Here is a 26,015-nt window from a genome sequence, read left to right on the forward strand (position 1 = left end):
TCCGTATAACCGTTTGACTCATATTTCTGTTGCGAGGTGCGCTGCCGGCAGTACTTTGATTGGGATTGGCTTGCTCTAATTTTTTTGGTTTATATGTTATTGGTAAATTGGTAATCAATATCAATAAGTAAGCGGAGGTATCTATAGAGCTGATGTGGATAGGATTGACTTGACCAGTAATCAAGTCAGTAAGTAGACCTTATTGGTGAGTGATTGGGGATGTGATGAGGGGTTTATGAGTGATAAAGATAATGAGCGCTATAGGGCGCTCATGAGCAAGATTGGTATGCATGTAGAGGGAGTGGGTGTAACAGGGGGGGTGGATCCAAAGTTGATCTGTACATTGAAAGAAGCATCTTCATTGCTGAGAAGATTAATGGTGTCGGAGGGAGATGCGTTTGGTCTAAGTGCTCTAGATGAATCTGGTAATGCATGCTTGGAATATAATGCTCCAGGTAAGATGCTGCTCAAACTACTAAAGCTCCACATTCCTAACGATAGCCGATTTAATGCGCTTTACAAATTTGAGCCGTATATAGAAATGGCGATGGATCACATCAAAGAATTTGGTCTATATCCACTCCTTTTGACATGGTGGATGCAAAGGTCCGCTAGTGAAGCTCAAATGCTCATGAAACATTTTAATGACTACGTGCATAAGATTCGCCAAGAGGTCAAGTCTGCAAGGTTTTTATCAAGGCTCAACGGTTATCAGCGGTCTAGTAATAAAAACTACAAGGAACTCACAGAATATGTAGACGCGTTGTTTGAGCACCATGCCAGGCTGCTGGTGCTGAGGGTTGACCTTTCCTATTCGAAGGAGAACTCGAAGACGACCCAGGCTCAAGCTAAGCGAGATCGAGAACGCTTGTTCGAAAACGCGAGGTCGAACAAGCTGTTTGGTGACATGCTGGGCTACATCTGGAAGCTGGAGCACGGGCCGGAGAAAGGCTTCCATTATCACATGATGTTTTTCTTTGACGGCTCCAAGGTTCGAGAAGACGTAAATTTGGCCAAGAGGATTGGTGAGTATTGGAAGTCCGTAGTGACTAAAGGTCGGGGTTTGTATTACAACTGCAATGCAAGCAAATGGCGCTACGAAAAACGTGGGATCGGAATGGTCAATTATGGAGATGACCTTTTGCGCGAAGGCTTGCAAGCTGCAGTGTTCTATCTGACCAAGACGGATCTCTACATGAAACTCCAGACTGTAGGGCGGGGTATGGGAAAGGGTAATCGACCGAGTGGAAAAGGCTCGCGCGGTAGGCCAAGAGCCATCTAGCCGGCAACCAGTGCTAGGCCTAGGTGCGCACGGTAAAGGGGCCTTGGAAGCGCTGAGGACCGCTTAGGTAATGACGAAATTTGATGTGGTATAGTCCAAATGTCATCGTGCTTTCATATGCTTATTACTCTCCCACGCACGGTTGACGAGTTCGTCATCACGCATCCACTCTTTAAGCCATTTTTCAATATTTGAGATTTGTAAAGTAGGGATTTTGTTTTTTTCAATAAACTCACTCAAAGGCTTTTCAAGTTTTGAAATGGCAGTCGTTTTATATGGCCAGCCTGTTTTTGGTTTCAGCTTATATAGCAGCCTTGCAGCTTCTTCTTTGATTGGTAAAATAGAGTTGTTTCGTCCTTGAGCATTTTTACTGTTTTGCTTGGCACGGCTTTCAGCATCTCTCGCATTAAGGATGGCTGCAGATTTTTCTATGATTTCGCCGACCATCACACTGGCATAGTTGGTGAAAGCCCATGCCCGGTCACGGTTTTTTTGTGCCTCAGCGGTGCTCCCCAGCTCGAGGTACAGGCAGGCATATCTCACGTGATGTAGCAGTGTGTTGATTTCTTCATCCTGCTGTATGTCTTTGTCTTCCCAGCGAGTTTCTAATTCAGCTTGTAGTGCTGGATTGCCTGTGACTGCGCGAATGCTCTCAAACAATTGAGTATAGTCATCGAGATTAAGTAGCGAATCAAAAAAATGATGCCAGAGCAAGCCATGGTTTCTAGCTATAGCTTCACCAATTGTGGTGTTGCCTATACTTTGATTCATGTCCGCTGTGACCTCGTGCGGTGGAAATAGCGGCTGAGTTTTTTAGGCATTGTGCATTCCTTGGTGTTGAACATTAATGCAGTATCGCGCATCGTTAGTTAGCGTTGTGATGAAGAGCAATATTCTACTTTTGCAAGCTGATAGTGGGATGATGGTTCAAGTTCAGAATTTGGAGGTTCTTATGGCAGTGTTTATAAATTTACTCCAGTCGTTCATCAAGAGGCGCCGCTTATCGAGAAAGTTTGAGCGAGAGTAGGCCCCTTCGGTCTGGTCACGTTCATCATGCGCCAGCGCCATCTCACATACCTCGCGTGGGTAATGGGTACATTCCCCGGCCCAGTCTCGAAATGATGACCGAAAGCCGTGTCGTGTGATGTGCTCGTACTCCATGGCATGCAGCAGCGTTCGTACTGCGTTTGCGTGCATGACCCCTGTCTTGCCCTGGCCTGGAAATAGAAAGACGCTTCCCTCATCTCGTGGAATGCTCTTCACAAGCTCTACGACTTCCTCGGCAAGCGGAATTACGAAAGCTACTCGCATCTTCATTCGCTCACCAGGCAGCGACCAAATCGCAGCTTCTAGATCAAACTCATCCCAGCGAGCGAACCTGACCATGTGGGCACGTGCGCTGGTCATGATCAACAGTTGAGCGGCCCAAGACGGAGGCGTGGAATGTGCCCTGAGTTTTATCATCAGATTCGGCATATCCTGCCAGCGCAAAGCTTCAAAGTGCTCACGCTTCCGAGCCTTCTTCTTTTCAGCACGGCTCAACAGATTGTCTAAGTGCCCGCGCCAGCGAGCAGGGTTCTCACCCTGTCGCAGGTTGCGTGCCTTGGCGGCATCCAAAACTTGCTCAATTTGCCCACGTACCTCATCGGCGGTTCGCGTTTTGGTAGCCCAGATAGGTTGCAGCACCTTGAGCACTTCGGGAGTACCGATGTCTTCGGCTGACAGCTTGCCTATGTGATCAAACGCATACAGCTCCAGCTTTCGCAACCAACCTTTACGCCACTTCTCCGACCACGCCGCGCCATGAGCATCACGGTATTCCGTTGCGAGCGTCTCGAACTTCAGTTGCTTGGCTTCGCTTGCACGCTGGGCTTCCCGTTGAGCTGCTCGTTCTATGTCTCTGGCTGCCAAGGGATCGATGCCATCACTCAGTTGGCTGCGTTTAGCACTGGCATCTTGCCTAGCCTTCTTGAGGCTCACTTCAGGGAATGAGCCCAAGCCCATCTCTCTACGGCGACCTGCCAGTTGGAAGCGAAGTGTCCAGGATTTACTTCCGCTAGGTTTGACTTCCAACCGTAAGCCATCACCATCTTCATAGGTGCCAGGTTCGGTCAGGTTTTCGATTTGTTTCGGATTCAGTTTACCCATTGGATTTCCCCTGTAGTCCGTTTTGTCCCCCCATCTGTCCCCCCACTTCATCGTCGGATGAGGTCAAATGGCGTTGAACACCATCGGACAGAGGAATGCCTTAAACCCCCGGAGTAGCTAAGCTATCAGGAAGATTCTTGGATGGGATAGGATTATTTCGGACAATTAAAAAGCCGGCTTGTGGCCGGCTTCTCGGGGACGGGTTAAGTCTATTTTTGGTAAACCTCACCAGCCTTCAAATCGTTCACCCAGATTCTCATCTGCGTGATAGGGGGCATCAGCGGGAGCTCCTCCGCGTCGCCGGGCAGGTGGGTCGCTTTGCGCCAGCCCCTGCCAAATGTGCGGCGCACTATACCCAAATTATTTTCAATTTCCCAGCTTCATATCCGCTTTAGAGCCTTCGCCGTTCAATAAATGCTCATCCAGCGGCACTGGTGGTCGGCGGTTGTTGAGGGTTGACCACCAGAACACCCAGCCCAGGATTTTCAGGTTTTGCTCGTGCCGTTGGTCGTAGGTCAAATGTTCGTCAGGATGTTCGGCGCTGTTGTGGCTGCGCAGGCGCAAGCCGCCGCCGGGGCGGTTGTAGAGGTATTTGATGCGCAGCATCCCGTCGTGTTCGAGGGCGTAGATTTGGCCGTCGATGATTTGGGTGCGCCCGCGGTCGATGGCGAGGGTGGCACCGTCCTGGATGATGTCGGTCATGCTGTTGCCGATCATGTAGGCGCCCAGGGCGCGTTCTGGTGTGACGTTGAGGGTTTCCAGGGTTTGCAAGGAGAGACGGATGCTTTCCAGTGAATTGAGTGATGCGTGGAGGGGGATTTCCACGTCGATTTTGTTCGGGCCGCAGTCCGGGGTTACAAGGTAGTTGCCGTTGTCTTCCCGGGCGGGGAGTGCGCTGTTGGAGTCGGGGTTTTCCAGCGGGAAGTTCATGGATGGATGTTTGGGGCCTTCGCCGGTGCGCAGCCAGCGACTGGTGACGCACAGCAGTTCGGCAAACTCGTTGAGCCGGGCCATGGGGACGCCGCGTTTGAACCAGTTGTTCACGTGTTGGGGCGTGACGCCGCGGTTCTTGGCGAAGTCGGAAGCGGAAAGATGAACTTCCCGAAGTAGCGCTCTTAAGCGGTCACCTGATGTATTCATAAACGCAGAGTTTACTGGCCGGAAAATTAGATCAAATAAACTATGCGTTGAGTTGTTGTATGTAGGTGTTTCCTTAGTGACGGTTAAAACCTGTGTTCATTTTCGTTGGTTAAACATGTTGTGGCATGGTGTTTAGTTAGTTGTTTGGTTGTTTATGAATTCGCACAAAAAAGCCCCGAATAATCGGGGCTTTTTGATCGCTTGCGCAATGAGTCGCGGGTATCAACCTTTGTAGGCGGCAACCGACTTCATGATCTCGGTACGGGCGGCTTCTGCGTTGCCCCAACCTTCGATCTTCACCCATTTGCCTTTTTCGAGATCTTTGTAGTTCTCGAAGAAGTGCTTGATCTGTTCCAGCAGCAATGGCGGCAGGTCGGTGTATTCTTTCACGTCGACGTATAGCTGGGACAACTTGTCGTGGGGTACTGCGATGACTTTGGCATCGCCGCCGCCGTCGTCGGTCATGTTCAGGATGCCAACTGGACGCGCGCGAATGACCGAACCTGGAGTGACCGGATAAGGGGTCACGACCAGCACGTCGAGGGGGTCGCCGTCGTCGGCCAGGGTGTTGGGGATGAAACCGTAGTTGGCCGGGTAGAACATCGGGGTGGCCATGAAACGGTCAACGAACAGGCAGTCGCTGTCTTTGTCGATTTCGTATTTGATCGGCGCGTGGTTGGCCGGAATTTCGATGGCGACGTAGATGTCGTTCGGCAGGTCTTTGCCAGCCGGAATCTTGCTGTAGCTCATTGGGCGTTGCCCCCGTAGTTGGCCATAAAACTTGGCCGGATTGGCCTGAAAGTGGCGGCGATTATAGGCATATTCTGCAGCTGATGCCATGCGCCAGACGTCGTACGGTTATTCGTCGTGTGGCTGATAGCGCCGGTCGCTGGCTTGCAGTCGGGCCAGGCGGGCCAAGGGATCCTGACGATAAAAGCGGCTCAGTTGGTCATAGACCTGTGGATAAGTGCTGACCAGTAAATCCGGGGCACTGAAAAAATATTCGCTGGTGACGGCGAAGAATTCCGCAGGATTTTCCGCTGCATAAGGGTCGATGGGCGTTTCGGCGTCCGGGTCGTGGTCGAGCTGGCGATTCAGGTCGTCGAAGGCGCTTTGCATGACGCTCGCCCACTCTTGCACGCGCATGTCGCTGTGTAAGGGGGGGAGGCCGTTAGCGTCGCCGTTGAGCATGTCGAGCTTGTGGGCCAGTTCGTGGATTACCAGGTTGTAGCCTTCCCAGTTCCCGCTGGCCAGTACGCCAGGCCAGGCGAGGATCACGGGGCCTTGCTGCCAGGCTTCGCCGCTGTGTTCACCGTCCCATTCGTGCTCGACGCCGCTGGGGTCGCGATGGCGTTGGGGGCTGAGAAAGTCGTCGGGGTACAGGACGATTTCGTGGAAGCCTTGATACCAGTCGAGATCGCCCAGGTTCATCAGCGGCAGTTGCGCCTGGGCGGCGAGCAACAGGCGTTGTTCTTGGTGCAGTTCGACGCCAGGCAGGGCGGTGAGGTGTTTTTGTGCGAGGAACACCACGCAAGCGTCCCGCAGCCATTGGTCTTGATCAACGCTGATACCGTCGAGAAAGGTCAGGTGCTGGCGCACCCGCTGCCATGTGTCATCGGCAATCGGGTGCTTGGCCAGGAGGCGCCGGCGACGCCAGGCGCTGATCGACCACATCGTTGGTCAGTGCGGGCGGGCTTCGGACGACGTGCGGTCAAGGCGGCTGCGAACAACGCCGATGATCATCGGCACCAGGGACAGCAGGATGATAAACACCACCAGCAACGACAGGTTTTTCTTGATGAACGGTACGTTACCGAAGAAGTAGCCGAGAGTAACCAAGCCACCGACCCAGAGGATGGTACCTAGTACGCTGAAGCCGAAGAAGCGCGGGTATGGCATTTTCGCGACGCCGGCAACGAAGGGGGCAAAGGTCCGCAGGATTGGCAGGAAGCGCGCCAGGGTTACGGTCTTGCCACCGTGTTTGTCATAGAAATCGTGGGTCTTTTGCAGGTAGTCGCGGCGAAAGATCTTCGAATTGGGGTTGCTGAACAAGCGTTCTCCGGCCGTTCGCCCAATGACGTAGTTGGTGCTGTCACCGAGGATCGCGGCCAGCATCAGCAGGCCCCCCAGCAAGACTGGGTCCATACCGCCACCAGCGGCGACGGCACCGGCAATAAACAGTAGGGAATCACCTGGCAGGAACGGCATGACCACCAGGCCGGTTTCACAAAAAATCACCAGAAACAGAATGGCGTAGATCCACGGACCGTAATTGGTTACCAGCAGGTCGAGGTACACGTCGAGATGCAGGATAAGGTCGAGCGGGTTGAAATCCATGGATGGCACCTGTGTGAATGACCCGACTCTATGGGCCTGTGCGAAGCTTCGGGTAATAAGACTACAACAATTTGTCGTATTTCTTACGACCTTGAAAGGTCCGCATTATACGGATCGAGCGATGAAAAGCGTGTTGGTTTTGTAGCGAAGGATGTCGCAGATGGGCGGCTATCCTGACCTCCGATCAGTCGGGGCTAGTCTTCGTTGATGGGTAACACGTAGTTCTTGAACTCCGTATCTTCCCGAAACCCAATGGACTCATAGGTCTTCTGCGCCACTTCATTGTCACTGCTGGTAGACACCCGAAGCCGCACGGCATTCGTTTCCTTGGCCATTTTTTTTCAGGTTATCGACCACCAACTGTCGCCGGACCTCTTCGGCCACATAGATATCGTTGAGGATCCACACTCGTTTTAGCGACAGCGACGAAAAGCTCGGATACAGCTGGCAAAACCCGAGCAACTTGCTGTCATCGTCATCCGGCAGGGCCAGGTAAATCACCGACTCCTTGCGGCGAAGGCGTTTTTCCTGGAAGGTCCGCGTCGAGTCGGGGAAGGGCCGCGCGCCGTAAAACTCGCGGTATTACGAACATCGGAGTCAACAGGTCCAAGTGTTCCAGGGTCGCTTGAGTGATCCGCATGCTAGGCCTCGACTTCCAGTGGGTTATGACGACACGAGCGGCCGTGGCTTGATGCTGCCTAAAACGGTAAAAAATCCTAATCGTGTCGGGATCAGTCCTCTGGCGGGCTGAGCAGGAAGTTGCCTTTCATCATGGTTGGGTCGTCCGATTCGATCGTCTGCACTTGGGCTTCATCCTTGAGATTGACCCCGGATAACTGCCGACGGCACGCCTCACGCATCAAATACAACAAGCGATGAGCCGCCATGCCGTAGCTCAAGCCCTCCAGGCGTACATTGGAAATGCAGTTGCGATAGGCATCCGTCAGGCCGATCTTGGGGTTGTAGGTGAAATACAGCCCCAGGCTGTCCGGCGAACTGAGCCCTGGCCGTTCGCCGATCAGAATCACCACCATCTTTGCACCCAGCAACTGGCCTATTTCATCGGCCACCGCCACCCGGCCCTGTTCCACCAGAATCACTGGCGACAGTGACCAGCCTTCGGCGTGGGTCTGTTCTTCCATGCGTGCCAGAAATGCCAAGGTGTGTTTGTGCACGGCCAGCGCGGATAAACCATCGGCCACCACCACTGCCAAGTCCACGCCGCCGGGGTTGACGTCGGCGTAATCGCGCAGGGCCTGGGCTGACTCATCGCTTAGGCGGCGCCCCAGGTCCGGGCGTTGCAGATAGCTGTGACGGTCGGCGGCCGCACTGTGCAACAACAAGCTTTCGCGGCCACGCTCGGCCAGTTGGCTACTCAGGCCTGCGTGATCGAACGGCAAATGCACCGCATCCCGAGCCTGGGCGTGAGCGAACTGGAAATCCAACTGCGCATTGGTGGGAATACTGGTACCGGTACGGCCCAGGGCAATGCGTGCCGGGGTCAGGCGTCGCAGTTCCAGCCATGGGTTGTCGAGGCGGGTTTCAGGGGTGTCGATCTGCACAGGTGGCTCCTTCATCCCAATTGCGCCAAGGCCTGGCGGAAAGCCGGTGGCAGGCTGTTGCCGAACCGTACCTTGCCATCGACCTGCGTGAAGATGCCCATGTTCGCCAGCCACTGTTCAAATTCCGGCGCCGGCTTCAAGCCCAATGTTTGTCGGGCGTACAGCGCATCGTGGAACGAGGTGGTCTGGTAGTTGAGCATGATGTCGTCGGAGCCCGGGATACCCATGATGAAGTTGATCCCGGCCACGCCCAATAGGGTCAGCAGGGTGTCCATATCGTCCTGATCGGCTTCGGCATGGTTGGTGTAGCAGATGTCGCAGCCCATGGGCACGCCCAACAGTTTGCCGCAGAAGTGGTCTTCCAGGCCGGCGCGGATGATCTGTTTGCCGTTGTACAGGTACTCGGGGCCGATAAAGCCGACCACGGTGTTCACCAAAAATGGCTTGAAGTGCCGCGCCACGGCATAGGCGCGGGTCTCGCAGGTTTGCTGGTCGACGCCAAAGTGCGCGTTGGCCGACAACGCGCTGCCCTGGCCGGTTTCGAAGTACATCAGGTTCTGCCCCAGGGTGCCGCGATTGAGGCTCAAGCCCGCCTCATAACCTTCCTGCAGCAGGCTCAGGCTGATGCCGAAACTGGCGTTGGCCGCTTCGGTGCCGGCAATCGATTGGAACACCAGGTCCAGCGGCACGCCGCGATTGATGGCCTCGATGGACGTCGTGACGTGGGTCAGCACGCAGGCTTGGGTCGGGATGTCGTAGCGCTGGATGATCGCGTCGAGCATTTCCAGCATGGCGCAGATCGAGGCAATGCTGTCGGTGGCCGGGTTGATGCCGATCATCGCGTCGCCGTTGCCGTACAACAGGCCATCGAGAATGCTCGCGGCTATGCCTGCCGGTTCATCGGTGGGATGGTTGGGTTGCAAGCGGGTGGACAGGCGCCCGCGCAGGCCCATGGTGCCTCGGAATTGGGTGACGACACGGATTTTCTGCGCCACCAGTACCAGGTCCTGGACGCGCATGATCTTCGACACGGCGGCGGCCATTTCCGGTGTCAGTCCCGGCGCCAGGGCGCGCAGGCTGTGTTCGTCGGCCGCGTCACTGAGCAGCCAGTCGCGCAAGCCGCCAACGGTCAGGTGGCTGACCGGCGAAAACGCTTGTTTGTCGTGGGTGTCGATGATCAGTCGGGTGACTTCGTCGCTTTCATAGGGGATCAGCACTTCTTCGAGGAAGTGCTTCAAGGGAATATTGGCCAGGGCCATTTGCGCCGCGACCCGTTCGCCATCGTTCTGTGCGGCGACACCTGCGAGGAAGTCTCCGGAGCGCGCCGGGCTGGCCTTGGCCATCACGTCCTTGAGGCTATCGAAGCGGTAGGTCAATGCGCCGACCGCGTGGGAAAAACTTGCCATACAGAGTCTCCATGACGGTGCGCACTTGTGTGCGCACCGAGGTTTACGGCGTTTAGTGCAGGGCGGCCTCTGCGGCCTGGATCGCCGCGAATTCTTCTTCCGGCGTGCCTGCTACCAAGTGATGCCGACTGTAGAAAGCAAAGTAAGCAATTAATACTCCATAGATGATCGCTGCGCCAATCACCACTCGCGGATCCACCAGAAAGCCCGCCACGACAGCGATGCACGCCAGTACCAGCGCCACGCCAGAGGTGAAGATACCGCCCGGTGTGCGATACGGCCGGTCCATTTTGGGGCGGCGGATGCGCAGGGTGATGTGCGCAGCCATCATCAACACGTAGGAAATAGTCGCGCCGAACACCGCCACCAGGATCAGCAGGTCGCCCTGGCCGGTCAGCGACAGGCCAAAACCGATGATGCCGGGGATAACCAGGGCCAATACTGGCGCCTTGCTTTTATTGGTTTGCGACAGTTTGCGCGGCAAGTAGCCCGCGCGGGACAGGGCGAAAATCTGCCGAGAGTAGGCATAGATGATCGAGAAGAAGCTGGCAATCAAACCGGCCAGGCCTACCAAGTTGACGAAACTGCCCATCCAAGTCGAGCCGCCGTAGGCCAGGGCCAGGGACTCCACCAGCGGATTGCCGGACTTGACCAGCGCCAATGTGCCGGCGCCGCCCGGTGCGATCACCAGGATCAGCAGGGCGAAGCTGGTCAGCACCACAATGGCGCCGATCAGCCCGCGTGGCAGGTCGCGTTTGGGATTCTTGGTTTCTTCGGCCGCCAACGGCACGCCTTCGACGGCGAGGAAGAACCAGATCGCGTAGGGAATCGCCGCCCATACGCCTACATAACCAAATGGCAGGAAGGCGCTGGCGCCTTTGGCCTCGGTCACTGGAATGTCTAGCAGGTTGGCAATGTTGAAGTGCGGCACCATCGACACCAGGAACACGCCCAGGGCAATGGCGGCGACGGCCGTGATGACGAACATCAGCTTCAATGCTTCACCGACGCCGAATATGTGGATGCCGATGAAGATGATGTAGAACGCCAGGTAGATCATCCAGCCGCCAATACCGAACAAAGACTCGCAATAGGCGCCGATAAACACCGCAATGGCGGCAGGGGCTATGGCGTATTCGATCAAAATCGCCGTGCCCGTGAGGAATCCACCCCAAGGCCCGAACGCACTACGGGCAAAGCCGTAGCCACCCCCTGCGGTAGGAATCATGGAAGACAGTTCGGCCAGGGAAAAACACATGCACAGGTACATGGTGGCCATCAGCAATGTGGCGAGGAACATCCCACCCCAGCCGCCCTGGGCCAGGCCGAAGTTCCAGCCGGCGTAGTCGCCGGAGATCACATAGGCAACACCGAGGCCGACCAACAGCACCCAACCAGCGGCGCCTTTTTTCAATTCACGTTGCTGGAAATATTCGGTGCCGACTTTTTCGAAGTCGACGGAGGAGCCAGTGGGTTCGCTAGGCATGAGAAGTACCGTCCGTTTTTATTGTTTTATCGCGACAAGGATTGACCGTTCCCACGCTCTGCGTGGTGATACACCCGTGACGCTCCGCGTCACCTTGTACTGGGCTGAGACGGCGTTCCCACGCAGGGCGTGGGAACGTTCGGTACGGTGTTAGAAGAACCCCAGCGGATTAATGTCGTAGCTCACCAGCAGGTTCTTGGTCTGCTGATAGTGATCCAACATCATCTTGTGGGTTTCACGGCCTACACCTGACTTTTTATAACCGCCAAACGCCGCATGCGCCGGGTACAAGTGATAGCAGTTGGTCCACACGCGCCCGGCCTTGATCGCCCGGCCCATGCGGTACGCGCGGTTGATGTCGCGGGTCCACAGGCCGGCCCCCAAGCCAAACTCGGTGTCGTTGGCAATTGCCAGGGCTTCGGCTTCATCCTTGAAGGTGGTGATGCTCACTACCGGGCCAAAGATTTCTTCCTGGAATACCCGCATCTTGTTGGTGCCTTTGAGCAGGGTCGGCTGGATGTAATAGCCGGTGGCCAGATCGCCGCTCAGCTTCTCGACCTTGCCGCCGGTCAGCAGCTCGGCGCCTTCGCCCTTGGCGATTTCCAGGTAGGACAGGATTTTGTCGAATTGCTGCTCGGACGCCTGGGCGCCGACCATGGTGTCGGTGTCCAGCGGATCGCCGCGCTTGATCTGCTCGATCTTCTTCATCACCACTTTCATGAAGTCGTCGTAGATCGACTCTTCCACCAAGGCGCGAGAAGGGCAGGTACAGACTTCGCCCTGGTTAAAGAACGCCAGCACCAGGCCTTCAGCGGCTTTCTCGATGAACTGCGGTTCGGCTTTCATGATGTCTGCGAAGAAGATGTTCGGCGACTTGCCGCCCAGCTCAACGGTAGACGGAATAATATTCTCGGCCGCCGCATGCATGATGTGCGAGCCCACTGGGGTGGACCCGGTGAAGGCGATTTTGGCGATGCGTTTGCTGGTGGCCAGGGCTTCGCCAGCTTCTTTGCCGAAACCGTGGACCACGTTCAGTACGCCAGGCGGCAACAGGTCGCCGATCAACTCCATCAGCACGTTGATGCCCAGCGGGGTTTGTTCGGCGGGTTTGAGCACCACGCAGTTACCGGCGGCCAGGGCTGGCGCGAGTTTCCAGGCGGCCATCAGCAGAGGAAAGTTCCACGGGATGATCTGGCCGACCACACCCAGCGGTTCGTGGAAGTGATAGGCGGCGGTGAGTTCGTTGATTTCTGCGCTGCTGCCTTCCTGGGCGCGGATGCAACCGGCGTAGTAACGGAAGTGGTCAGCAGCCAGTGGGATGTCGGCGTTGAGGGTTTCGCGGACTGCTTTGCCATTGTCCCAGGTTTCGGTGATGGCCAGCAGTTCGAGGTTCTGTTCGATGCGGTCGGCGATTTTCAGCAGTACCAGCGAGCGGTCCTGGGCCGAGGTCTTGCCCCAGGCGTCAGCGGCGGCATGGGCGGCGTCCAGCGCCTTGTCGATGTCTTTGGCGGTGGAGCGCGGGAAATCGGCGATGGGCTTGCCGTTCACCGGCGAGGTATTGGTGAAATAGTTGCCATCCACAGGCGCGACAAATTCGCCACCGATGTAGTTGCCGTACTTGGCCTTGAACGAAACGATAGCGCCTTCAGTACCGGGGTGTGCGTAACGCATGGTGGGTATCTCCTGGCTTTTTGTGTTTATTGGAGGACGCACTGCTACAGCAGTCTGCGGTTATCAAAGCGTAGAGCAAAGGTCGGGCCAGTGCCTGGCTGGTGAGGTAAATCAAGGGGTTGCGATGTGTTGCCGGTGAGGGTTGCGACAGGACTGGCACAGTCTGAGTGACAGTTTGTGCCACAACCGATACAGCCGGTGACCGGCGAGTAGAGTCGGGATTGCAATGGCGGGAAGGCTGGGGGATGCTGGGCATCCGACCCTGATTTGTAGCCGCGGCCGAGTCATAAGGGCGCGTGTGTTTCACGCAGCAGGAGAACAATAAGAACATGCATAACGATCATTTCAGTCGCCATGCCCAGCAAGTGCTGACCGTCACCCGCGGGCAGGACCCTGTGCATGGCCCCGGTAGCGATCCGTCCATCGCCCGCTCCTGGCTGCGTTGCCTGGAGGATTATCACCTCGACCCCGCGCTGACTATCCCCCCGACGGTGCTGGAGCATGGCCGGCTGCTGGAAAGCCGCGAACGCCTGCAGCAAGTGCTGCACATCGCTGGCAGTGAAATGAACAGCCTGCATCAACAGCTTTCCGGCGCCGGCCACGCGGTGTTGCTGACCGATGCCCGCGGGGTGATCCTCAACTGCGTCACCGCCCCCAGCGAACGGAAGATTTTCGAACGCGCCGGCCTGTGGCTCGGCGCCGACTGGAGTGAGGCCTGCGAAGGCACCAACGGCATTGGCACCTGCCTGGTGGAGCGACAATCGCTGACGATTCATCGTGATGAACATTTCCGAGGTCGCCATACCGGCCTTACCTGTTCGGCCAGTCCGGTGTTCGACCCCCATGGTGAATTGCTGGCGGTGCTGGACGTTTCTTCGGCGCGCGAAGCGGTGTCCCGGCAAAGCCAGTTCCACACCATGGCCTTGGTCAACCTCTCGGCGAAGATGATCGAAAGCTGTTACTTCCTGCGTCACTTCGAAAACCACTGGTTGCTGCGTTTTCATCTGCAGGCCGAGTCGGTGGGCCTGTTCAGCGAAGGGTTGCTGGCGTTCGATGGTGAAGGGCGGGTCTGCGCGGTCAACCAGAGCGCGTTGAACCTGCTGGGGCAACTGCGCGGTGGTTTGCTCGGGCAATCGGTTGAGGCGTTTTTCGATTGCTCCCTGGATGAACTGCTCGGTCGCGCCAGCGCCAATGCCAGCGCCAGTTGGCCCTTGCGCACCCGCGATGGACGAGGTTTGTTCGCGGTGTTGCGTGGCCAGCCGCGCAGCGTACCAAGCCCGGTCGTCCAGCCCGTACCGCTGCTTGAGAAGCCGCGCGAGCCAGGTATCTGCCTGGGCGATGCGGCGCTGCAAAACGATTTTCGCAAGGCCTTGCGCGTGTTCGAGCGCGACGTACCGCTGCTGATCAACGGCGAAACCGGCTCTGGCAAGGAGGCCTTCGCCAAGGCGGTGCACCACGCCAGCCTGCGGGCGGACAAAACCTTCGTTGCCCTCAACTGCGCAGCGATCCCGGAAAGCCTGATCGAGAGCGAGCTGTTCGGTTATCGCGGCGGCAGTTTTACCGGTGCCCTCAAGGAAGGCATGCGTGGCAAGCTGCAACAGGCTGACGGCGGCACCTTGTTCCTCGACGAGATCGGCGACATGCCCCTGGCCTTGCAAACCCGTCTCTTAAGAGTGCTGGAGGACCGCCTGGTGGTGCCTATCGGCGGCGAGCCACAGCCGGTGGACGTACGCATCATCAGCGCCACCCATCGTGATCTGTTGGAGCGCGTAGCCAATGGCACCTTCCGTGAGGACTTGTATTATCGCCTTAACGGCTTGGACGTTGCGTTACCGGCGTTGCGCGAGCGTAGTGACAAGTCACAGTTGCTGGATTTTCTACTGGCGCAAGAAGCACAAGGCCAGCAGATAGTGCTCGATGTTGATGCTCGCCAGGCGCTGTTGGGTTTTTCCTGGCCGGGTAATGTACGACAACTGCGTACAGTACTGCGCACCTTGGCCGCACTGTGTGATGGTGGGCGGGTAGGGCTGAACGATTTGCCGGTGATGATCCGCCAGGCTTCCTCCCAGGCGCAAATAACAGTGCGGGGGGGAAAGCAGCCTTTGGAGGATGCCGAGCGCTTAGCGCTGTTTACCGCTTTGGAGCAGCAGCGCTGGCATATGACCCTCACCGCGCAGCAGTTGGGCGTTAGCCGCAATACGCTGTACCGCAAGCTACGTAAACATGGAATCTCTTTGCGCTCAACGGGGTGAGTGAGGATAAGCGCGGGGCATGATCTTTTACGCGCTTCTTGGATAAATCGCTCACGCCTTCGACTCGTTGGGCATCGGTGTGCGAGTCTGCGATGAATGGGGCGAAGGTTGTAAGATTTAATAACTTTGGCAGTGTGAGTTTCTATTTGTTTTATGGTTTTCAAGTGTGGACTTGTGCAGCAGTGCGGGTGAAGTGTTTTTATTTCAGGTGAATGTTTGGTGGTTTAACTCTGCTTTCGTGGGGCTGTGTGGTTGGTTGGGGTTCGGGGGTTTTTTTTTGCTGCAGATAATGACGTCTTGTTTGCGGATGTTACTGACTATAATGATTGTTTTAGTATTTGTATTTTTTTGTGGAACTGAATTTTAGTTTTTCGATACTACAGAGAGTACAAGGAGCGTTCATTGTTTTAGAAGGGTAACTCTAGGAATGAATGCGTAGGATAGTCAGGTGTCAGGGATATGTTTTTTACTGTAGAGGTGAATGCATGAATATTACAGGTTTACCTGTTTTGATTTCTTCGCAAATTAAAGCTCTGGCGGATGACGTGTCAACGTCGCCCAGTCAACAGTCTGCGGGTGGTGTGAAAAGTGCGCAGGGTTCGAATGCATCAGTGGATAATCACGAGGTCGAGGCGTCCAGTGACTTGAATACGACTGTCGATCATTCGAATACAGGTGAGCGTAGTAAAAGAGGGTTCAGGATGCCCAGCATCATGAGACGGCCACCCAAGTCAAGTCCCCCGATTGGGATGCCGGGTACATTTAAACCCATTGTACCGCCCAAAGCCCATCCGCTCAGTAATGCTCCTAACTCCAGGGGGATGGCCAACTTCAGGGATATTATATTCAAATCGCAGCACCCAGGCTCATCAATCATCAGGCCTTCCCCGCCGGTCGCTGCGCAACCCAAGACGTTTGGCGATATAGCCGGTAATCTGATTGCTGCTGATCGTCTGGTCAAGGCCGGTGTATTTAAAACCGACACTAGCTTGAAGACCGTCACACGTGATGCCTTTGTGAATGCTTCCATAAACGGACTTGTCAGCACTCCGTTGAGTATTGGTACTTACGCGGGGTCTGTCTGGAGTGGCGAAACGATCAAAGGTAATTTTTCCGCCGCTACCCCGTTACTGCCTCCGGCCCATCAGCCTGCGCCAAGCCAGCAAAGTAATGGGGCCGGGCCGGTGGCAAGCTCAGCAGGGGAACAAGACGCAGAAACCACCAAGCTGCGTTTGGATAATACTGAGTTGAAACTCTTGTTCGCGGCTAATACGATTCAGACGCTAACTGAGGGTGGTGAAGGCAAGGCGCTTGTCAAAGGATCTAGCTGGCCAGTCGAAACAACTGAGCGGCTCGACAATGTTGAAAAGCTGTACAGTGTTTCCGAAAAAAATCTGGAAGCTATTGCAACGGAAAATGATTTTATTTTCAAGCCTTATAAAAATGATTCGGTGCCCGGGACTAAAGGTGTTACTGCTCGTTTGGATGCGCTTGATAAAAGGAATGAGGCAATCAATAAGGGTATTGCAAGAATTGTTGCTGTTCGGGAAGTGGAAATGAAGACAAGTGAGTTGTCTGTTTGATCGGTATATTTTGGGTGTTTGATACTGCAGTTTAAGTGCAGTTGTATGTTTTGTCTGAGTACCTGCTATCAGGTTCGGCGCTGTACAGGAGTACCAGGTTCCGGACGTGATGGCAGCTCTTTCAGCGCTGTAAAAGAGTAGAAAAAATGACGTGCCTGTCTGTCAGTGACCGGCGACGCTCCCTAGCGAAATTTTCCACCCTACGCTAACCTGCCTCGATGTTTTACGAGGTCGACTATGCATATTCATATTCTCGGTATTTGCGGCACGTTCATGGGCTCAATGGCGGTCTTGGCCAAAGAGCTGGGCCATCATGTTACCGGCTCCGATGCCAATGTTTATCCACCCATGAGCACGCAACTGCAGGCCCAGGGCATTGAGTTGACCCAAGGTTACGACCCGGCGCAGTTCGACCCGGTGCCGGACCTGGTGGTGATCGGCAATGCCATGTCCCGCGGTAATCCGGCGGTCGAGTATGTACTGAACAAAGGCCTGCCCTATGTGTCCGGCCCGCAATGGCTGGCGGACCACGTGTTGCAAGGCCGCTGGGTGCTGGCGGTTGCTGGTACCCATGGCAAGACCACCACCAGTAGCATGCTGGCCTGGGTCCTGGAGCACGCGGGCATGAGCCCGGGGTTTCTGATTGGCGGCGTGCCGCAGAACTTCTCGGTTTCGGCGCGCCTGGGCGATACGCCGTTTTTCGTCATCGAAGCCGATGAATACGACAGCGCCTTCTTCGACAAGCGCTCCAAGTTTGTTCACTACCGCCCGCGCACGGCGATCCTGAATAACCTGGAGTTTGATCACGCTGACATCTTCCCTGATCTTCCAGCCATCGAGCGGCAGTTCCACCACTTGGTGCGCACCATCCCCAGCGAAGGCCTGGTGATTCATCCAACCACCGAGCCTGCATTGCAGCGGGTGATCGAGATGGGTTGCTGGACCCCGGTGCAAACCACCGGCGTGGGAGGACAATGGCAGGTCAAGTTGCTGAGCGACGACGGCTCCAGGTTTGAGGTGCTGTTCGAAGGTGTCGCCCAAGGTACCGTCGAGTGGGACATGACGGGCCAGCACAACGTCGCCAATGCCTTGGTCACCCTGGCGGCTGCCCGGCACGTCGGCGTAGTGCCGTCCATGGGCATTGCCGCGCTGAGTGCGTTCAAAAGCGTCAAGCGCCGCATGGAAAAAGTCGCTGAAGTGAACGGTATTACCATCTACGACGACTTTGCCCACCACCCGACGGCGATTGCCACCACCCTCGATGGCTTGCGTAAGCGCGTCGGCGATGCCCAGGTAATCGCCATTGTCGAGCCACGCTCCAACTCCATGAAGCTTGGCGCACACCGTGATGGCTTGCCGGAAAGTGTGAACGATGCTGATCAGGTGGTCTGGTATGCCCCGGCCAACCTTGGTTGGGACCTGCCCGCCATCGCTGCGCAGTGCACGGTGCCATCGACAGTCTGCGATACCCTTGAGGGCATCATCGATCACGTGAAACACCAGGCCAAACCCGGCGCCCATGTGGTGATCATGAGCAACGGCGGCTTCGGCGGCTTGCACGGCAAACTGGCCGAGGCTTTGAAATGAGCGGGCCGGAGCGCGTTACCCTGGCGATGACCGGTGCGTCAGGCGCGCCCTATGGCCTGCGGTTGCTGGATTGCCTGGTGCGGGAAGAGCGTGAGGTGCACTTCCTGATTTCCAAGGCCGCGCAATTGGTGATGGCCACCGAGACTGATGTCGCGCTGCCCGCCAAGGTACAGATGATGCAGGCCTTCCTCACCGAATACACCGGTGCGTCGGCGGGGCAGATCAAGGTCTATGGCAAGGAGGACTGGATGTCGCCAGTGGCCTCCGGCTCCGGCGCGCCGGCGGCGATGGTAGTGGTGCCGTGTTCTACCGGCACCTTGTCGGCGATTGCCACGGGTGCCTGCAATAACTTGATCGAGCGGGCGGCGGACGTGACCTTGAAGGAGCGTCGGCAGTTGATTCTGGTGCCTCGCGAAGCGCCGTACTCGAGCATCCACTTGGAGCACATGCTCAAGTTGTCGAACATGGGCGTGACCATTCTGCCGGCGTCGCCCGGTTTTTATCACCAGCCGCAAACCATTGATGACCTGGTGGACTTTGTGGTGGCGCGGATTCTCAATCTGCTGAACATCCCCCAGGATATGTTGCCGCGCTGGGGCGAACACCATTTGAGCAGTGATGAATAAAGCCTGGATGGTGTTGCTGGCTCTGCAACTGGCCGGCTGCGCCACGGTGCGCACCCTGGACGCGGCGCAACCCGGCGCGCCGGTGGTGTATGCCGGGACGCGGCTGGATGTGTATGCGATGCAGGGTGGGTGTTGCGCGATGGACCGCTTCGGTGCCGAAGCGCCGAGCTACCCTGGCCTTGACCTGCCGGCCAGCGCGTTGCTGGACACCCTGCTGTTGCCGCTCTCGGTGTTGACGGTGTTGGGGGTTGGGTTTAACGCGACGGGTGGGTTGTAGCTTCCACTGGTTGATCGTCACAAGATGCATTCCCGCGCCGGGCGCGGGAATGATCATTACTTGCCCAGCTTACGCAGTTCATCGGACTCGACAATCCGCACGCCGTCCTGCTCTTCCAGCGCCAGGCGCCACATGGCCCGGGCCAGCTCGCAGACTTCGATGCCATGGTATTTACCTGGAATCAGTCGCGACAACGGCCCGGCTAGTTTCTCCGCCAGACGCGGCTCCAACCGCTCTCCCAGCAACAGCGATGGCCGGACAATGGTCAACTGCGGCCAGCCCTGGGCCTTCAGGGCGTCTTCCATTTCCCCTTTGACCCGGTTGTAGAAGATCGAGGACTTCGGGTCGGCGCCAATCGCGCTGATCACGATCAGGTGCCGGGTGCTCATTTCCCGCGCACGCTTGGCAAAAGCCACCACCATGTCCAGGTCGACGGCGCGAAAAGCCGCTTCGGAGCCTGCTTGCTTGATGGTCGTGCCCAGGCAGCAAAAAGCGATATCTACCTGGCCGCTCAGTTGTGGCAGAAATACAGCCGGATCACCCACTGGGTTTTCCAGGTGCGGATGTTCGGCCAGTGGCCGGCGACTGGGCGCCAGTACCCGGCTGACCGTGGGCTCATTGAGCAGGCGGTCCAACAGATGTTCCCCGGTCAGGCCAGAGGCTCCGGCAAGCAATATATGCTGAGGCGTCAAGTACATGATGTTTCCCCCTGTGTACAGTTTCAGCTTAGTTGCTCTTCGCATCCTTGCTATTGATAGACGCGCTTTCCAGCGCCTTTCGTGCCTGCTTTTTGCGCAATAATTGCCAATGCGCGATCACCGCCTTGGGGGCCCAGATCTGGGGTTCGGAGGCTTCGAAGTCGTCCGCCAGTTCACGCTCGGTGACATGCATTTGCGCGAGTTTGAAGGCGTGCTGCAGATCGTCGGTCTGGTTGAAGGCCTGGGCGAACAGGGCATTACCAAAGTAGGTGAAGTCAGCTTCCTCGGAGCAACCGAACGAGACGCGGTCGGCCCGGGAGGCGGTCATGATCAGGGTGTGTTGGTCTTTTAGCGCCGGTATGAAACCGCCGGAGTAGCAGGCTGAAATGACGATGATCTTGTCACGGTTTTTCAGCGGTGCCATGACGGCCGCCAATTCATCGGCTGGCAGGTCGGCCAGTTCCATGCGCGGCTGGTCCAGCACCAGTTCGTGCTCATGGGTGCCGTGGCTGGTCATGTAGATGAACACCAGGTCTTCCGGCCCGCTACGCTCGGCCAGGGTCTGCACTGCACGACGCAGGCTTTCGCGGGTGGCCATGGGCCGGTCGGTGATATGGTCGCGGTGGTTGACCAGGCGGACCTGGCCGTAGGCGCCGAAGCGGGTGGCAAGCATGTTGCTGACGTAGTCGGCTTCGCGCAGGAATACGCTTTGCTTGCCGTCGCCGGCCAATGTCAGGGTGTACAACTCCACCGCGGGGGTAGAGGCGGGCACAGAGGCGAGGGCCTGGTCGAGCAGGCGGCCTTGGGCCAGTACCCCGACTTCCAGGGCGTCGGGCAGCAATGTGCCGTCGGCATTACGCACGCGCATGCCGTTGGCCCAAGTGCCGGCTTGCACGGTGCCATCAGTGAGTACCAGGGTGCCGTGCCCCTGATAATTGTCGTTGTCGAAGCCACCAATGTAGAAGCTGCCGTCGGTGAGGTTCAGGCGTCCCTTGCCGGTAAAGCGCCAATCGCTGAACTGGCCAACGTAATGGCTGCCGTCGATACCGGTGAGTTCGCCTTTGCCGCTCAGTGCACCTTCCTCGAACGCTCCGGTCCACACATCGCCGTCGGCGTTTTCATAGCGGCCCTGACCGTTGAGCTGGTTCTGTTTGAAGCCGCCGACGTACATATCGCCATCGGCGCTGTTGAAGGTGCCGCTGCCTTCCAGTTGGCCGTCGACGAAGTGGCCGCTGAACTGGTTGCCGCTGTCGTCGTTGCGCTGGCCTTCGCCATTGGGTTTGCCGTGGGCGAACTGGCCCAGGTATTGGCTGCCGTCGGGAAGCTCCAGGCGGCCGAGGCCGGAATACTGGTCATCCTTGAACCCGCCGCGATAGGTCATCAGGCCCTCTTTGAGGGTGCCTTCGCCGTTGCGCCTGCCTTTCTTGAAGCCGCCGACATAGCTGCTGCCCGGAGTGGTCAGGCTGCCTTGGCCATCGAACAGGCCTTGCTGGAACTGACCTTTATAGACCTCGCCATTACGACCGTGCCATTCGCCACGGCCATGCCACTGGCCCTTGTCGAACTGCCCGGCGTACCAACTGCCACTGGGGTAGTCCACCCGTCCCTGGCCTTGCAGTAAGCCATTGACCACCTCGCCCCGATAACGACCGCCGTCGGGCAGGCGTGCATCGGGCGGCAACAGTGATTCGCCATCGCCGCAAGCGGTGAGCAGCAGAACAAGTGCAAGGGGAGCAAGTGGGCGCATAGCGGGATCCGGATAATTGAGCGCCGAGTATGCCGCAGGTGCGAGATCTATACATAAATTTGTGGTGAGAGCGCGGGCTGTGGCAAAGGGCACAAGCACCCTCGCCACAGGAAAGGTTTAAACGAAACAGAGTGACAGCGACTCGGCGATGTAGGCAGGTTTTGCCTGGCCTTCGATTTCCAGAGTGGCCGTGGCTTTGAACAGCCACTGTCCGGGTTTCTTCTCGGTGACATCGGTGAGGGTGACGTTCAGGCGCACCTTCGAATTGACCTTCACCGGTTGAATGAACCGCACACTGTCCAGGCCATAATTGACGGCCATTTTCAGGCCTTCGGGCATGATCAGGATGTCTTCCATCAACTTGGGCATCAGCGATAACGACAGGAAACCGTGGGCGATAGTGCTGCCGAATGGAGTCTGGGCGGCTTTCACCGGATCGACGTGGATGAACTGATGATCGCCGGTGGCCTCAGCGAACAGGTTAATGCGTGCCTGGTCGATGGTGAGCCACTCGGAACGTCCCAGTTCCTTGCCGACGTAATCTTTGAGCTGCGCTACGGGTACATAGGGCATTGCGACACTCCTTGGGTTCATCGGTTCTGGTCGGGACTAAGAGTCCCGCTCGCTTTTGCCGTTTTGTTGTTTCAGGCAGGTTACTGAGAACCAATGTAGATCATCATGAGCATCTGGCCTGGTCAACCCACCATGCTTTTGGCGAATGCCGATCCATAGAGCCGGCGTGTTTATAATGCGAGGCACGATTTTTAGGGGAGAGGGCGGATGCTGTTACGTGGCCTGACATGGCTGGTGTTGTTTCAATTGCTCGGCACGGCGATCAATCATTTATTCCTGCCGGTGTTGCCGGGGCCGATTGTCGGCCTGCTGCTGATGCTGGCCTACCTGATCTGGCGCGGTGAAGTCGGCGAGCCCTTGAGCCTTGCCGCCAGCAGTTTGTTGCGCTATTTGCCGTTGCTGCTGGTGCCACCAGCGGTGGGCGTGATGGTGTATGCCAAGGATATTGTCGCTGACTTCTGGGCCATTGTCGGTGCGTTGGTGCTATCCCTGATAATCGCCATGGGTTTTGCCGGGGTACTGATGCAGCGGCTGGTCAAGCGCCAGGCGCGCCGGGAGGACGGGCAATGACCTTCGACTGGCAAGGCGCCTGGGGAGCGGTGATTCATCATCCATTATTTGGCATCGGCATCACCCTGGGGGCTTATCAACTGGTGCTGGCGGGCTTCGAGAAAACCCGCTGGGTTTTCCTGCAACCGGTGCTGGTATCAATGCTGCTGGTGATCGGCGTCTTGCTTGGCTGTGGGCTGACTTATGTCGAATACCGCAAAAGCACCGAGATCATGAGCATCTTGCTAGGCCCGGCGACGGTGGCCTTGGCCATACCGCTTTACTTGAATCTGCGACGGATTCGACAGTTGTTCTGGCCGATTTTTACTACGCTGGTGGTGGGCGGTGTCTTGGCCACTGGCCTGTGCGTGTTGCTGGGGTGGTGGTTTGGCGCCGAACACATGGTGTTGATGACCATGGCGCCCAAGTCGGTGACCTCGCCGATTGCCATGCTGGTGGCCGAGCAGATCGGCGGTGTGGCCGCGCTGGCTGCAGTGTTTGTGCTGATTACCGGGGTGGTCGGGGCGATGGTCGGTCCGGCGCTTTTGTCTTTTCTGGGGGTTCATGGCCCTGAAGCGCGGGGCATGGCCTTGGGGATGACTGCCCATGCCGTCGGCACCTCGGTAGCCTTGCAGGAAAGTGAAGAGTGCGGCGCCTTCGCTGCGCTGGCCATGAGTTTGATGGGCGTGGCCACGGCAGTATTCTTGCCGTTGGCCGTGTCGCTGGTTGTTTAAGTCGGGATTAAGGAAATTTTTATGAGTTTGGCGCTTTTCCCGCTCAACACTGTGCTGTTCCCCGGTTGCACCCTTGATCTGCAACTGTTTGAGGCGCGTTACCTGGACATGATCAGCCGCTGCATGAAAAAGGGCGAAAGCTTTGGCGTGGTGTGCATCCTCGATGGCAAGGAAGTGGGGCAGGCCCCGGATGGCTACGCGATGATTGGCTGTGAAGCGCTGATCCGTGACTTCAAGCAGCAGGATAACGGCCTGCTAGGTATTCGGGTGGAGGGCGGTCGGCGGTTCCGGGTGCGTGAAGCGGGTGTTCAGCGCGACCAGTTGCTGGTGGCCGAAGTCCAGTGGCTGGAAGAGCTGCCGGAGCAGCCTCTGGATGAGGAGGATGCCGACTTGCTGGCGTTGCTCCAGGCTCTGGCGGAACACCCGATGGTCGCTTCGCTGGACATGGACGCCCACGCCGAGGGGCAGTTGGCGCTGGGCAATCAGTTGGCGTATCTGCTGCCCTTCACCGAGGCCGACAAGGTCGACCTGCTGCAACTCGATGACCCGCAGCAACGCCTGGATGCGATTCAGCTGTTACTCGATGAGCTGCAAGGAGAGTTGTTCACCTGAGTCCAATCTTCGGATTTATCCATGGCTGTTTTCGGATTTTTCGTCGTTGCCTGGGTCCTGTTGCCTGAAATAGTTGGCTATCACCAATCAGGACAGGGGATGAACATGATTCGGTTATCACCATCGGAGCAAGCAGTCTGGGATATGTTTTTTGTCAGCGTCACGGTGCAAGTGATCCGGCAAGCTGATCAGCGCGGCCCGGAGTACATCGCCGAGCGCGCCGCCGAAATTGCCGATGAGATGCTGCTGGAGCGGCGCGAACGGTGCGTTGAGCGGCGCTCTGCCTCGGTGGACAGGATCAGGCCGGACTAAGTCAATAGGCATACCTGAGCAGGGCGTGAGTGGTACCGCTGAAGGCGAAGAAGCCGAGTACCGCGACGCAGGCCGGCAAGATCAGCCACCAGACTTTCTGCGCCATGGGTGGCAGCGCGCGTTGATGCTGGCTCAGGGTCAGGCTGAAGGCGCAGACGGTCATCGCCAGCAGAGTGCCGGCCAGGATGTCCGTCGGCCAGTGGGCTCCCAGGTAAACCCGTGACAGGGCAATGGTCGCGGCAGGGATGGCGCCGAGCAATAACCAGGTCAGGCGCAAACGGGTAGGTTGGCCGCGCCCGGCCAGCACTGCCAGGGCCAGGAAAAATGCGAATGAGCCGGAGGCATGGCCACTGGGCATGCTGAAACTGGTCAGTGGGTCGCTGATGACTTCTGGGCGCATCCGCGCAAAGAACAGTTTGGTCCCGGTGTTGATCAAGGCGGCGCCCGCCAATGTGACACCCACGAAAATTGCCTGGCGCCATTGTCGCGCCAACAGCAGCAGGCCGGTCAGGACGGCGCTGGCCACGAACATCTTCTTGAACTCGCCGAGCTGAGTGACCATCACCATGGCCTGGTCCATCGCTGGGCTGCGGTGCTCCTGGACCAGGGTCATCAGGCCTTGATCAAAATGGTTCAGGTGCGGGTAGCCGATAAACAGTGCAATCAATAGCGCCGCACTGAGGCAGCCCGTCAGCAGTGACGCCCGTGGCTGGCCGCGCAAGCTGCTGTTGAGGCTTACGCCTATGAACACCACCAGGCAGGCGGCGACGATTCCGGCTTCTGGCCAGAAACCTTCGGGCAATGGCAGGCGAAATGCTGCGCCGGTGGCCCAACCCGGTAGCAGATAGACCACCGCCCAACCGGCACCGGCTAGCAGACTGACGATGGCAAAACGCGGGAACGGCATGTCGCACATGCCGGCTACCATCGGCAGCATTGGCCGCAGCGGGCCGATAAAGCGTCCCACCAGCAGGCTGGCGATGCCATATTTGTGAAAGTAAGCTTCTGCTCCACTCACCCATTCGGGATGGTGACGCAGGCCGGGCAGGCGCCGGATGTTTTGATGGAAATGGCGGCCTAGATAGTAGGAAACCACATCGCCCAACAACCCGCCGAGGAAACCCAGCAACAGCGTTTCACCCAGGGATAGAGCGCCACTGCCGGCCAGGGCAGCGATGGCGAACAACAGTACGGTGCCGGGCACGATCAGGCCGGCAATCGCCAGGCATTCCACGCAGGCCACGATAAAGACGGCTGCCGCCAGCCATTGCGGGTTCAGGGTTAGCCAGCCGGTAATGCTATCGAGCCATGGGCCCATACAATCAACTCCATTGGTATTCACAATCCTCTGTAGGAGCGAGCTTGCTCGCGAACAACGTCAACGACAGCGCGTGCAGCCTGAGTAAACGTGTTGCCTTGAAGTTCTTCGCGAG

25 protein-coding genes and 1 pseudogene are annotated in these 26,015 nt (G+C 57.3%); 10 read left to right on the plus strand and 16 right to left on the minus strand.

Going from position 1 to position 26,015, the window contains the following annotated elements; translation table 11 throughout:
• On the minus strand, window positions 1–184 hold a 184-nt coding region (locus GIR22_RS26140), incomplete at its 3' end, for a hypothetical protein (RefSeq protein WP_218581672.1).
• A 51-nt stretch (window positions 185–235) separates the two neighbouring features.
• Here GIR22_RS26140 and GIR22_RS23115 point away from each other — a divergent pair.
• Window positions 236–1,282, plus strand: coding sequence for a YagK/YfjJ domain-containing protein (locus tag GIR22_RS23115; RefSeq protein WP_154745588.1), 1,047 nt, complete (start codon window positions 236–238; stop codon window positions 1,280–1,282).
• Window positions 1,283–1,384: 102 nt separating this feature from the next.
• On the opposite strand, the gene GIR22_RS23120 is transcribed toward GIR22_RS23115, so the two are convergent.
• The 11 genes and pseudogenes from GIR22_RS23120 to exaC all read right to left on the minus strand — a co-directional run bounded on the left by GIR22_RS23120 (window position 1,385) and on the right by exaC (window position 13,032).
• A complete protein-coding gene (locus GIR22_RS23120; protein WP_154745589.1) occupies window positions 1,385–2,053 on the minus strand; it encodes a hypothetical protein in 669 nt (222 codons plus the stop codon).
• Between the two features lie 162 nt (window positions 2,054–2,215).
• On the minus strand, window positions 2,216–3,430 hold the full coding sequence (locus GIR22_RS23125) for a tyrosine-type recombinase/integrase (RefSeq protein WP_154745590.1): 1,215 nt from the start codon (window positions 3,428–3,430) through the stop codon (window positions 2,216–2,218).
• Between the two features lie 366 nt (window positions 3,431–3,796).
• Window positions 3,797–4,570: a LexA family transcriptional regulator gene (locus tag GIR22_RS23130; RefSeq protein ID WP_154745591.1), complete on the minus strand. Its 774-nt coding sequence runs from the start codon at window positions 4,568–4,570 to the stop codon at window positions 3,797–3,799.
• 222 nt (window positions 4,571–4,792) lie between these two features.
• Complete coding sequence (gene ppa, locus GIR22_RS23135; RefSeq protein WP_154745623.1) at window positions 4,793–5,320, minus strand: inorganic diphosphatase; 528 nt, start codon at window positions 5,318–5,320, stop codon at window positions 4,793–4,795.
• A gap of 108 nt (window positions 5,321–5,428) precedes the next feature.
• Window positions 5,429–6,244, minus strand: coding sequence for a M90 family metallopeptidase (locus GIR22_RS23140; protein WP_154745592.1), 816 nt, complete (start codon window positions 6,242–6,244; stop codon window positions 5,429–5,431).
• A 6-nt stretch (window positions 6,245–6,250) separates the two neighbouring features.
• Complete coding sequence (locus tag GIR22_RS23145) at window positions 6,251–6,907, minus strand: DedA family protein (RefSeq protein WP_154745593.1); 657 nt, start codon at window positions 6,905–6,907, stop codon at window positions 6,251–6,253.
• A 194-nt stretch (window positions 6,908–7,101) separates the two neighbouring features.
• A pseudogene (locus GIR22_RS23150) lies at window positions 7,102–7,547 on the minus strand (GNAT family N-acetyltransferase).
• 91 nt (window positions 7,548–7,638) lie between these two features.
• Entirely contained in the window at window positions 7,639–8,484 is an 846-nt protein-coding gene (eutC, locus tag GIR22_RS23155) for an ethanolamine ammonia-lyase subunit EutC (protein WP_154745594.1), read from the minus strand.
• Window positions 8,481–9,875 (minus strand): ethanolamine ammonia-lyase subunit EutB, encoded by a 1,395-nt coding sequence (locus GIR22_RS23160; protein ID WP_154745595.1) that lies wholly within the window; start codon window positions 9,873–9,875, stop codon window positions 8,481–8,483. The genes eutC and GIR22_RS23160 overlap by 4 nt, the downstream gene beginning before the upstream one ends.
• 52 nt (window positions 9,876–9,927) lie before the next feature.
• Entirely contained in the window at window positions 9,928–11,361 is a 1,434-nt protein-coding gene (gene eat, locus GIR22_RS23165) for an ethanolamine permease (RefSeq protein WP_154745596.1), read from the minus strand.
• A gap of 150 nt (window positions 11,362–11,511) precedes the next feature.
• The gene (gene exaC, locus GIR22_RS23170) at window positions 11,512–13,032 is read right to left on the minus strand and encodes an acetaldehyde dehydrogenase ExaC (protein WP_154745597.1); all 1,521 of its coding nucleotides are present in this window, start codon (window positions 13,030–13,032) and stop codon (window positions 11,512–11,514) included.
• Window positions 13,033–13,361: 329 nt separating this feature from the next.
• Between exaC and GIR22_RS23175 the strand changes: the two genes are divergently transcribed.
• The 5 genes from GIR22_RS23175 (at window position 13,362) to GIR22_RS23195 (ending at window position 19,357) form a co-directional block, all read left to right on the plus strand.
• A complete protein-coding gene (locus GIR22_RS23175; protein ID WP_154745598.1) occupies window positions 13,362–15,284 on the plus strand; it encodes a sigma-54-dependent Fis family transcriptional regulator in 1,923 nt (640 codons plus the stop codon).
• 485 nt (window positions 15,285–15,769) lie between these two features.
• The gene (locus GIR22_RS26510; RefSeq protein WP_246208472.1) at window positions 15,770–16,867 is read left to right on the plus strand and encodes a hypothetical protein; all 1,098 of its coding nucleotides are present in this window, start codon (window positions 15,770–15,772) and stop codon (window positions 16,865–16,867) included.
• Between the two features lie 237 nt (window positions 16,868–17,104).
• The gene (mpl, locus tag GIR22_RS23185; protein WP_154745599.1) at window positions 17,105–18,454 is read left to right on the plus strand and encodes a UDP-N-acetylmuramate:L-alanyl-gamma-D-glutamyl-meso-diaminopimelate ligase; all 1,350 of its coding nucleotides are present in this window, start codon (window positions 17,105–17,107) and stop codon (window positions 18,452–18,454) included.
• Entirely contained in the window at window positions 18,451–19,080 is a 630-nt protein-coding gene (ubiX, locus tag GIR22_RS23190) for a flavin prenyltransferase UbiX (protein ID WP_154745600.1), read from the plus strand. The genes mpl and ubiX overlap by 4 nt, the downstream gene beginning before the upstream one ends.
• Window positions 19,073–19,357, plus strand: a complete 285-nt coding sequence (locus GIR22_RS23195; protein ID WP_154745601.1) for a YceK/YidQ family lipoprotein — start codon at window positions 19,073–19,075, stop codon at window positions 19,355–19,357. The genes ubiX and GIR22_RS23195 overlap by 8 nt, the downstream gene beginning before the upstream one ends.
• Window positions 19,358–19,413: 56 nt before the next feature.
• Here the strand turns inward: GIR22_RS23195 and GIR22_RS23200 are convergent, their stop codons facing one another.
• From GIR22_RS23200 to GIR22_RS23210, 3 genes are all read right to left on the minus strand, one after another.
• Window positions 19,414–20,055, minus strand: a complete 642-nt coding sequence (locus GIR22_RS23200; protein ID WP_154745602.1) for an oxidoreductase — start codon at window positions 20,053–20,055, stop codon at window positions 19,414–19,416.
• 28 nt (window positions 20,056–20,083) lie between these two features.
• Window positions 20,084–21,802: a C13 family peptidase gene (locus GIR22_RS23205; RefSeq protein ID WP_154745603.1), complete on the minus strand. Its 1,719-nt coding sequence runs from the start codon at window positions 21,800–21,802 to the stop codon at window positions 20,084–20,086.
• Window positions 21,803–21,919: 117 nt separating this feature from the next.
• Window positions 21,920–22,375 carry a MaoC family dehydratase gene (locus GIR22_RS23210; protein WP_154745604.1) on the minus strand — a complete coding sequence of 152 codons (456 nt, stop codon included), beginning with the start codon at window positions 22,373–22,375 and terminating at the stop codon, window positions 21,920–21,922.
• 207 nt (window positions 22,376–22,582) lie between these two features.
• Between GIR22_RS23210 and GIR22_RS23215 the strand changes: the two genes are divergently transcribed.
• The 4 genes from GIR22_RS23215 to GIR22_RS23230 all read left to right on the plus strand — a co-directional run bounded on the left by GIR22_RS23215 (window position 22,583) and on the right by GIR22_RS23230 (window position 24,582).
• Window positions 22,583–22,945: a CidA/LrgA family protein gene (locus GIR22_RS23215; protein WP_154745605.1), complete on the plus strand. Its 363-nt coding sequence runs from the start codon at window positions 22,583–22,585 to the stop codon at window positions 22,943–22,945.
• Window positions 22,942–23,658, plus strand: coding sequence for an LrgB family protein (locus tag GIR22_RS23220; protein WP_154745606.1), 717 nt, complete (start codon window positions 22,942–22,944; stop codon window positions 23,656–23,658). Before GIR22_RS23215 ends, GIR22_RS23220 begins: the two co-directional genes overlap by 4 nt.
• A 21-nt stretch (window positions 23,659–23,679) precedes the next feature.
• Entirely contained in the window at window positions 23,680–24,270 is a 591-nt protein-coding gene (locus GIR22_RS23225) for an LON peptidase substrate-binding domain-containing protein (RefSeq protein WP_154745607.1), read from the plus strand.
• Between the two features lie 105 nt (window positions 24,271–24,375).
• Window positions 24,376–24,582 (plus strand): hypothetical protein, encoded by a 207-nt coding sequence (locus tag GIR22_RS23230; RefSeq protein ID WP_154745625.1) that lies wholly within the window; start codon window positions 24,376–24,378, stop codon window positions 24,580–24,582.
• Window position 24,583: 1 nt separating this feature from the next.
• Here GIR22_RS23230 and GIR22_RS23235 read toward each other — a convergent pair whose 3' ends face one another.
• Entirely contained in the window at window positions 24,584–25,900 is a 1,317-nt protein-coding gene (locus GIR22_RS23235; RefSeq protein ID WP_154745608.1) for a bifunctional DedA family/phosphatase PAP2 family protein, read from the minus strand.
• Window positions 25,901–26,015: the final 115 nt, after the last annotated feature.

Source organism: Pseudomonas karstica (assembly GCF_009707515.1).
Taxonomy (GTDB): Bacteria; Pseudomonadota; Gammaproteobacteria; order Pseudomonadales; family Pseudomonadaceae; genus Aquipseudomonas; species Aquipseudomonas karstica.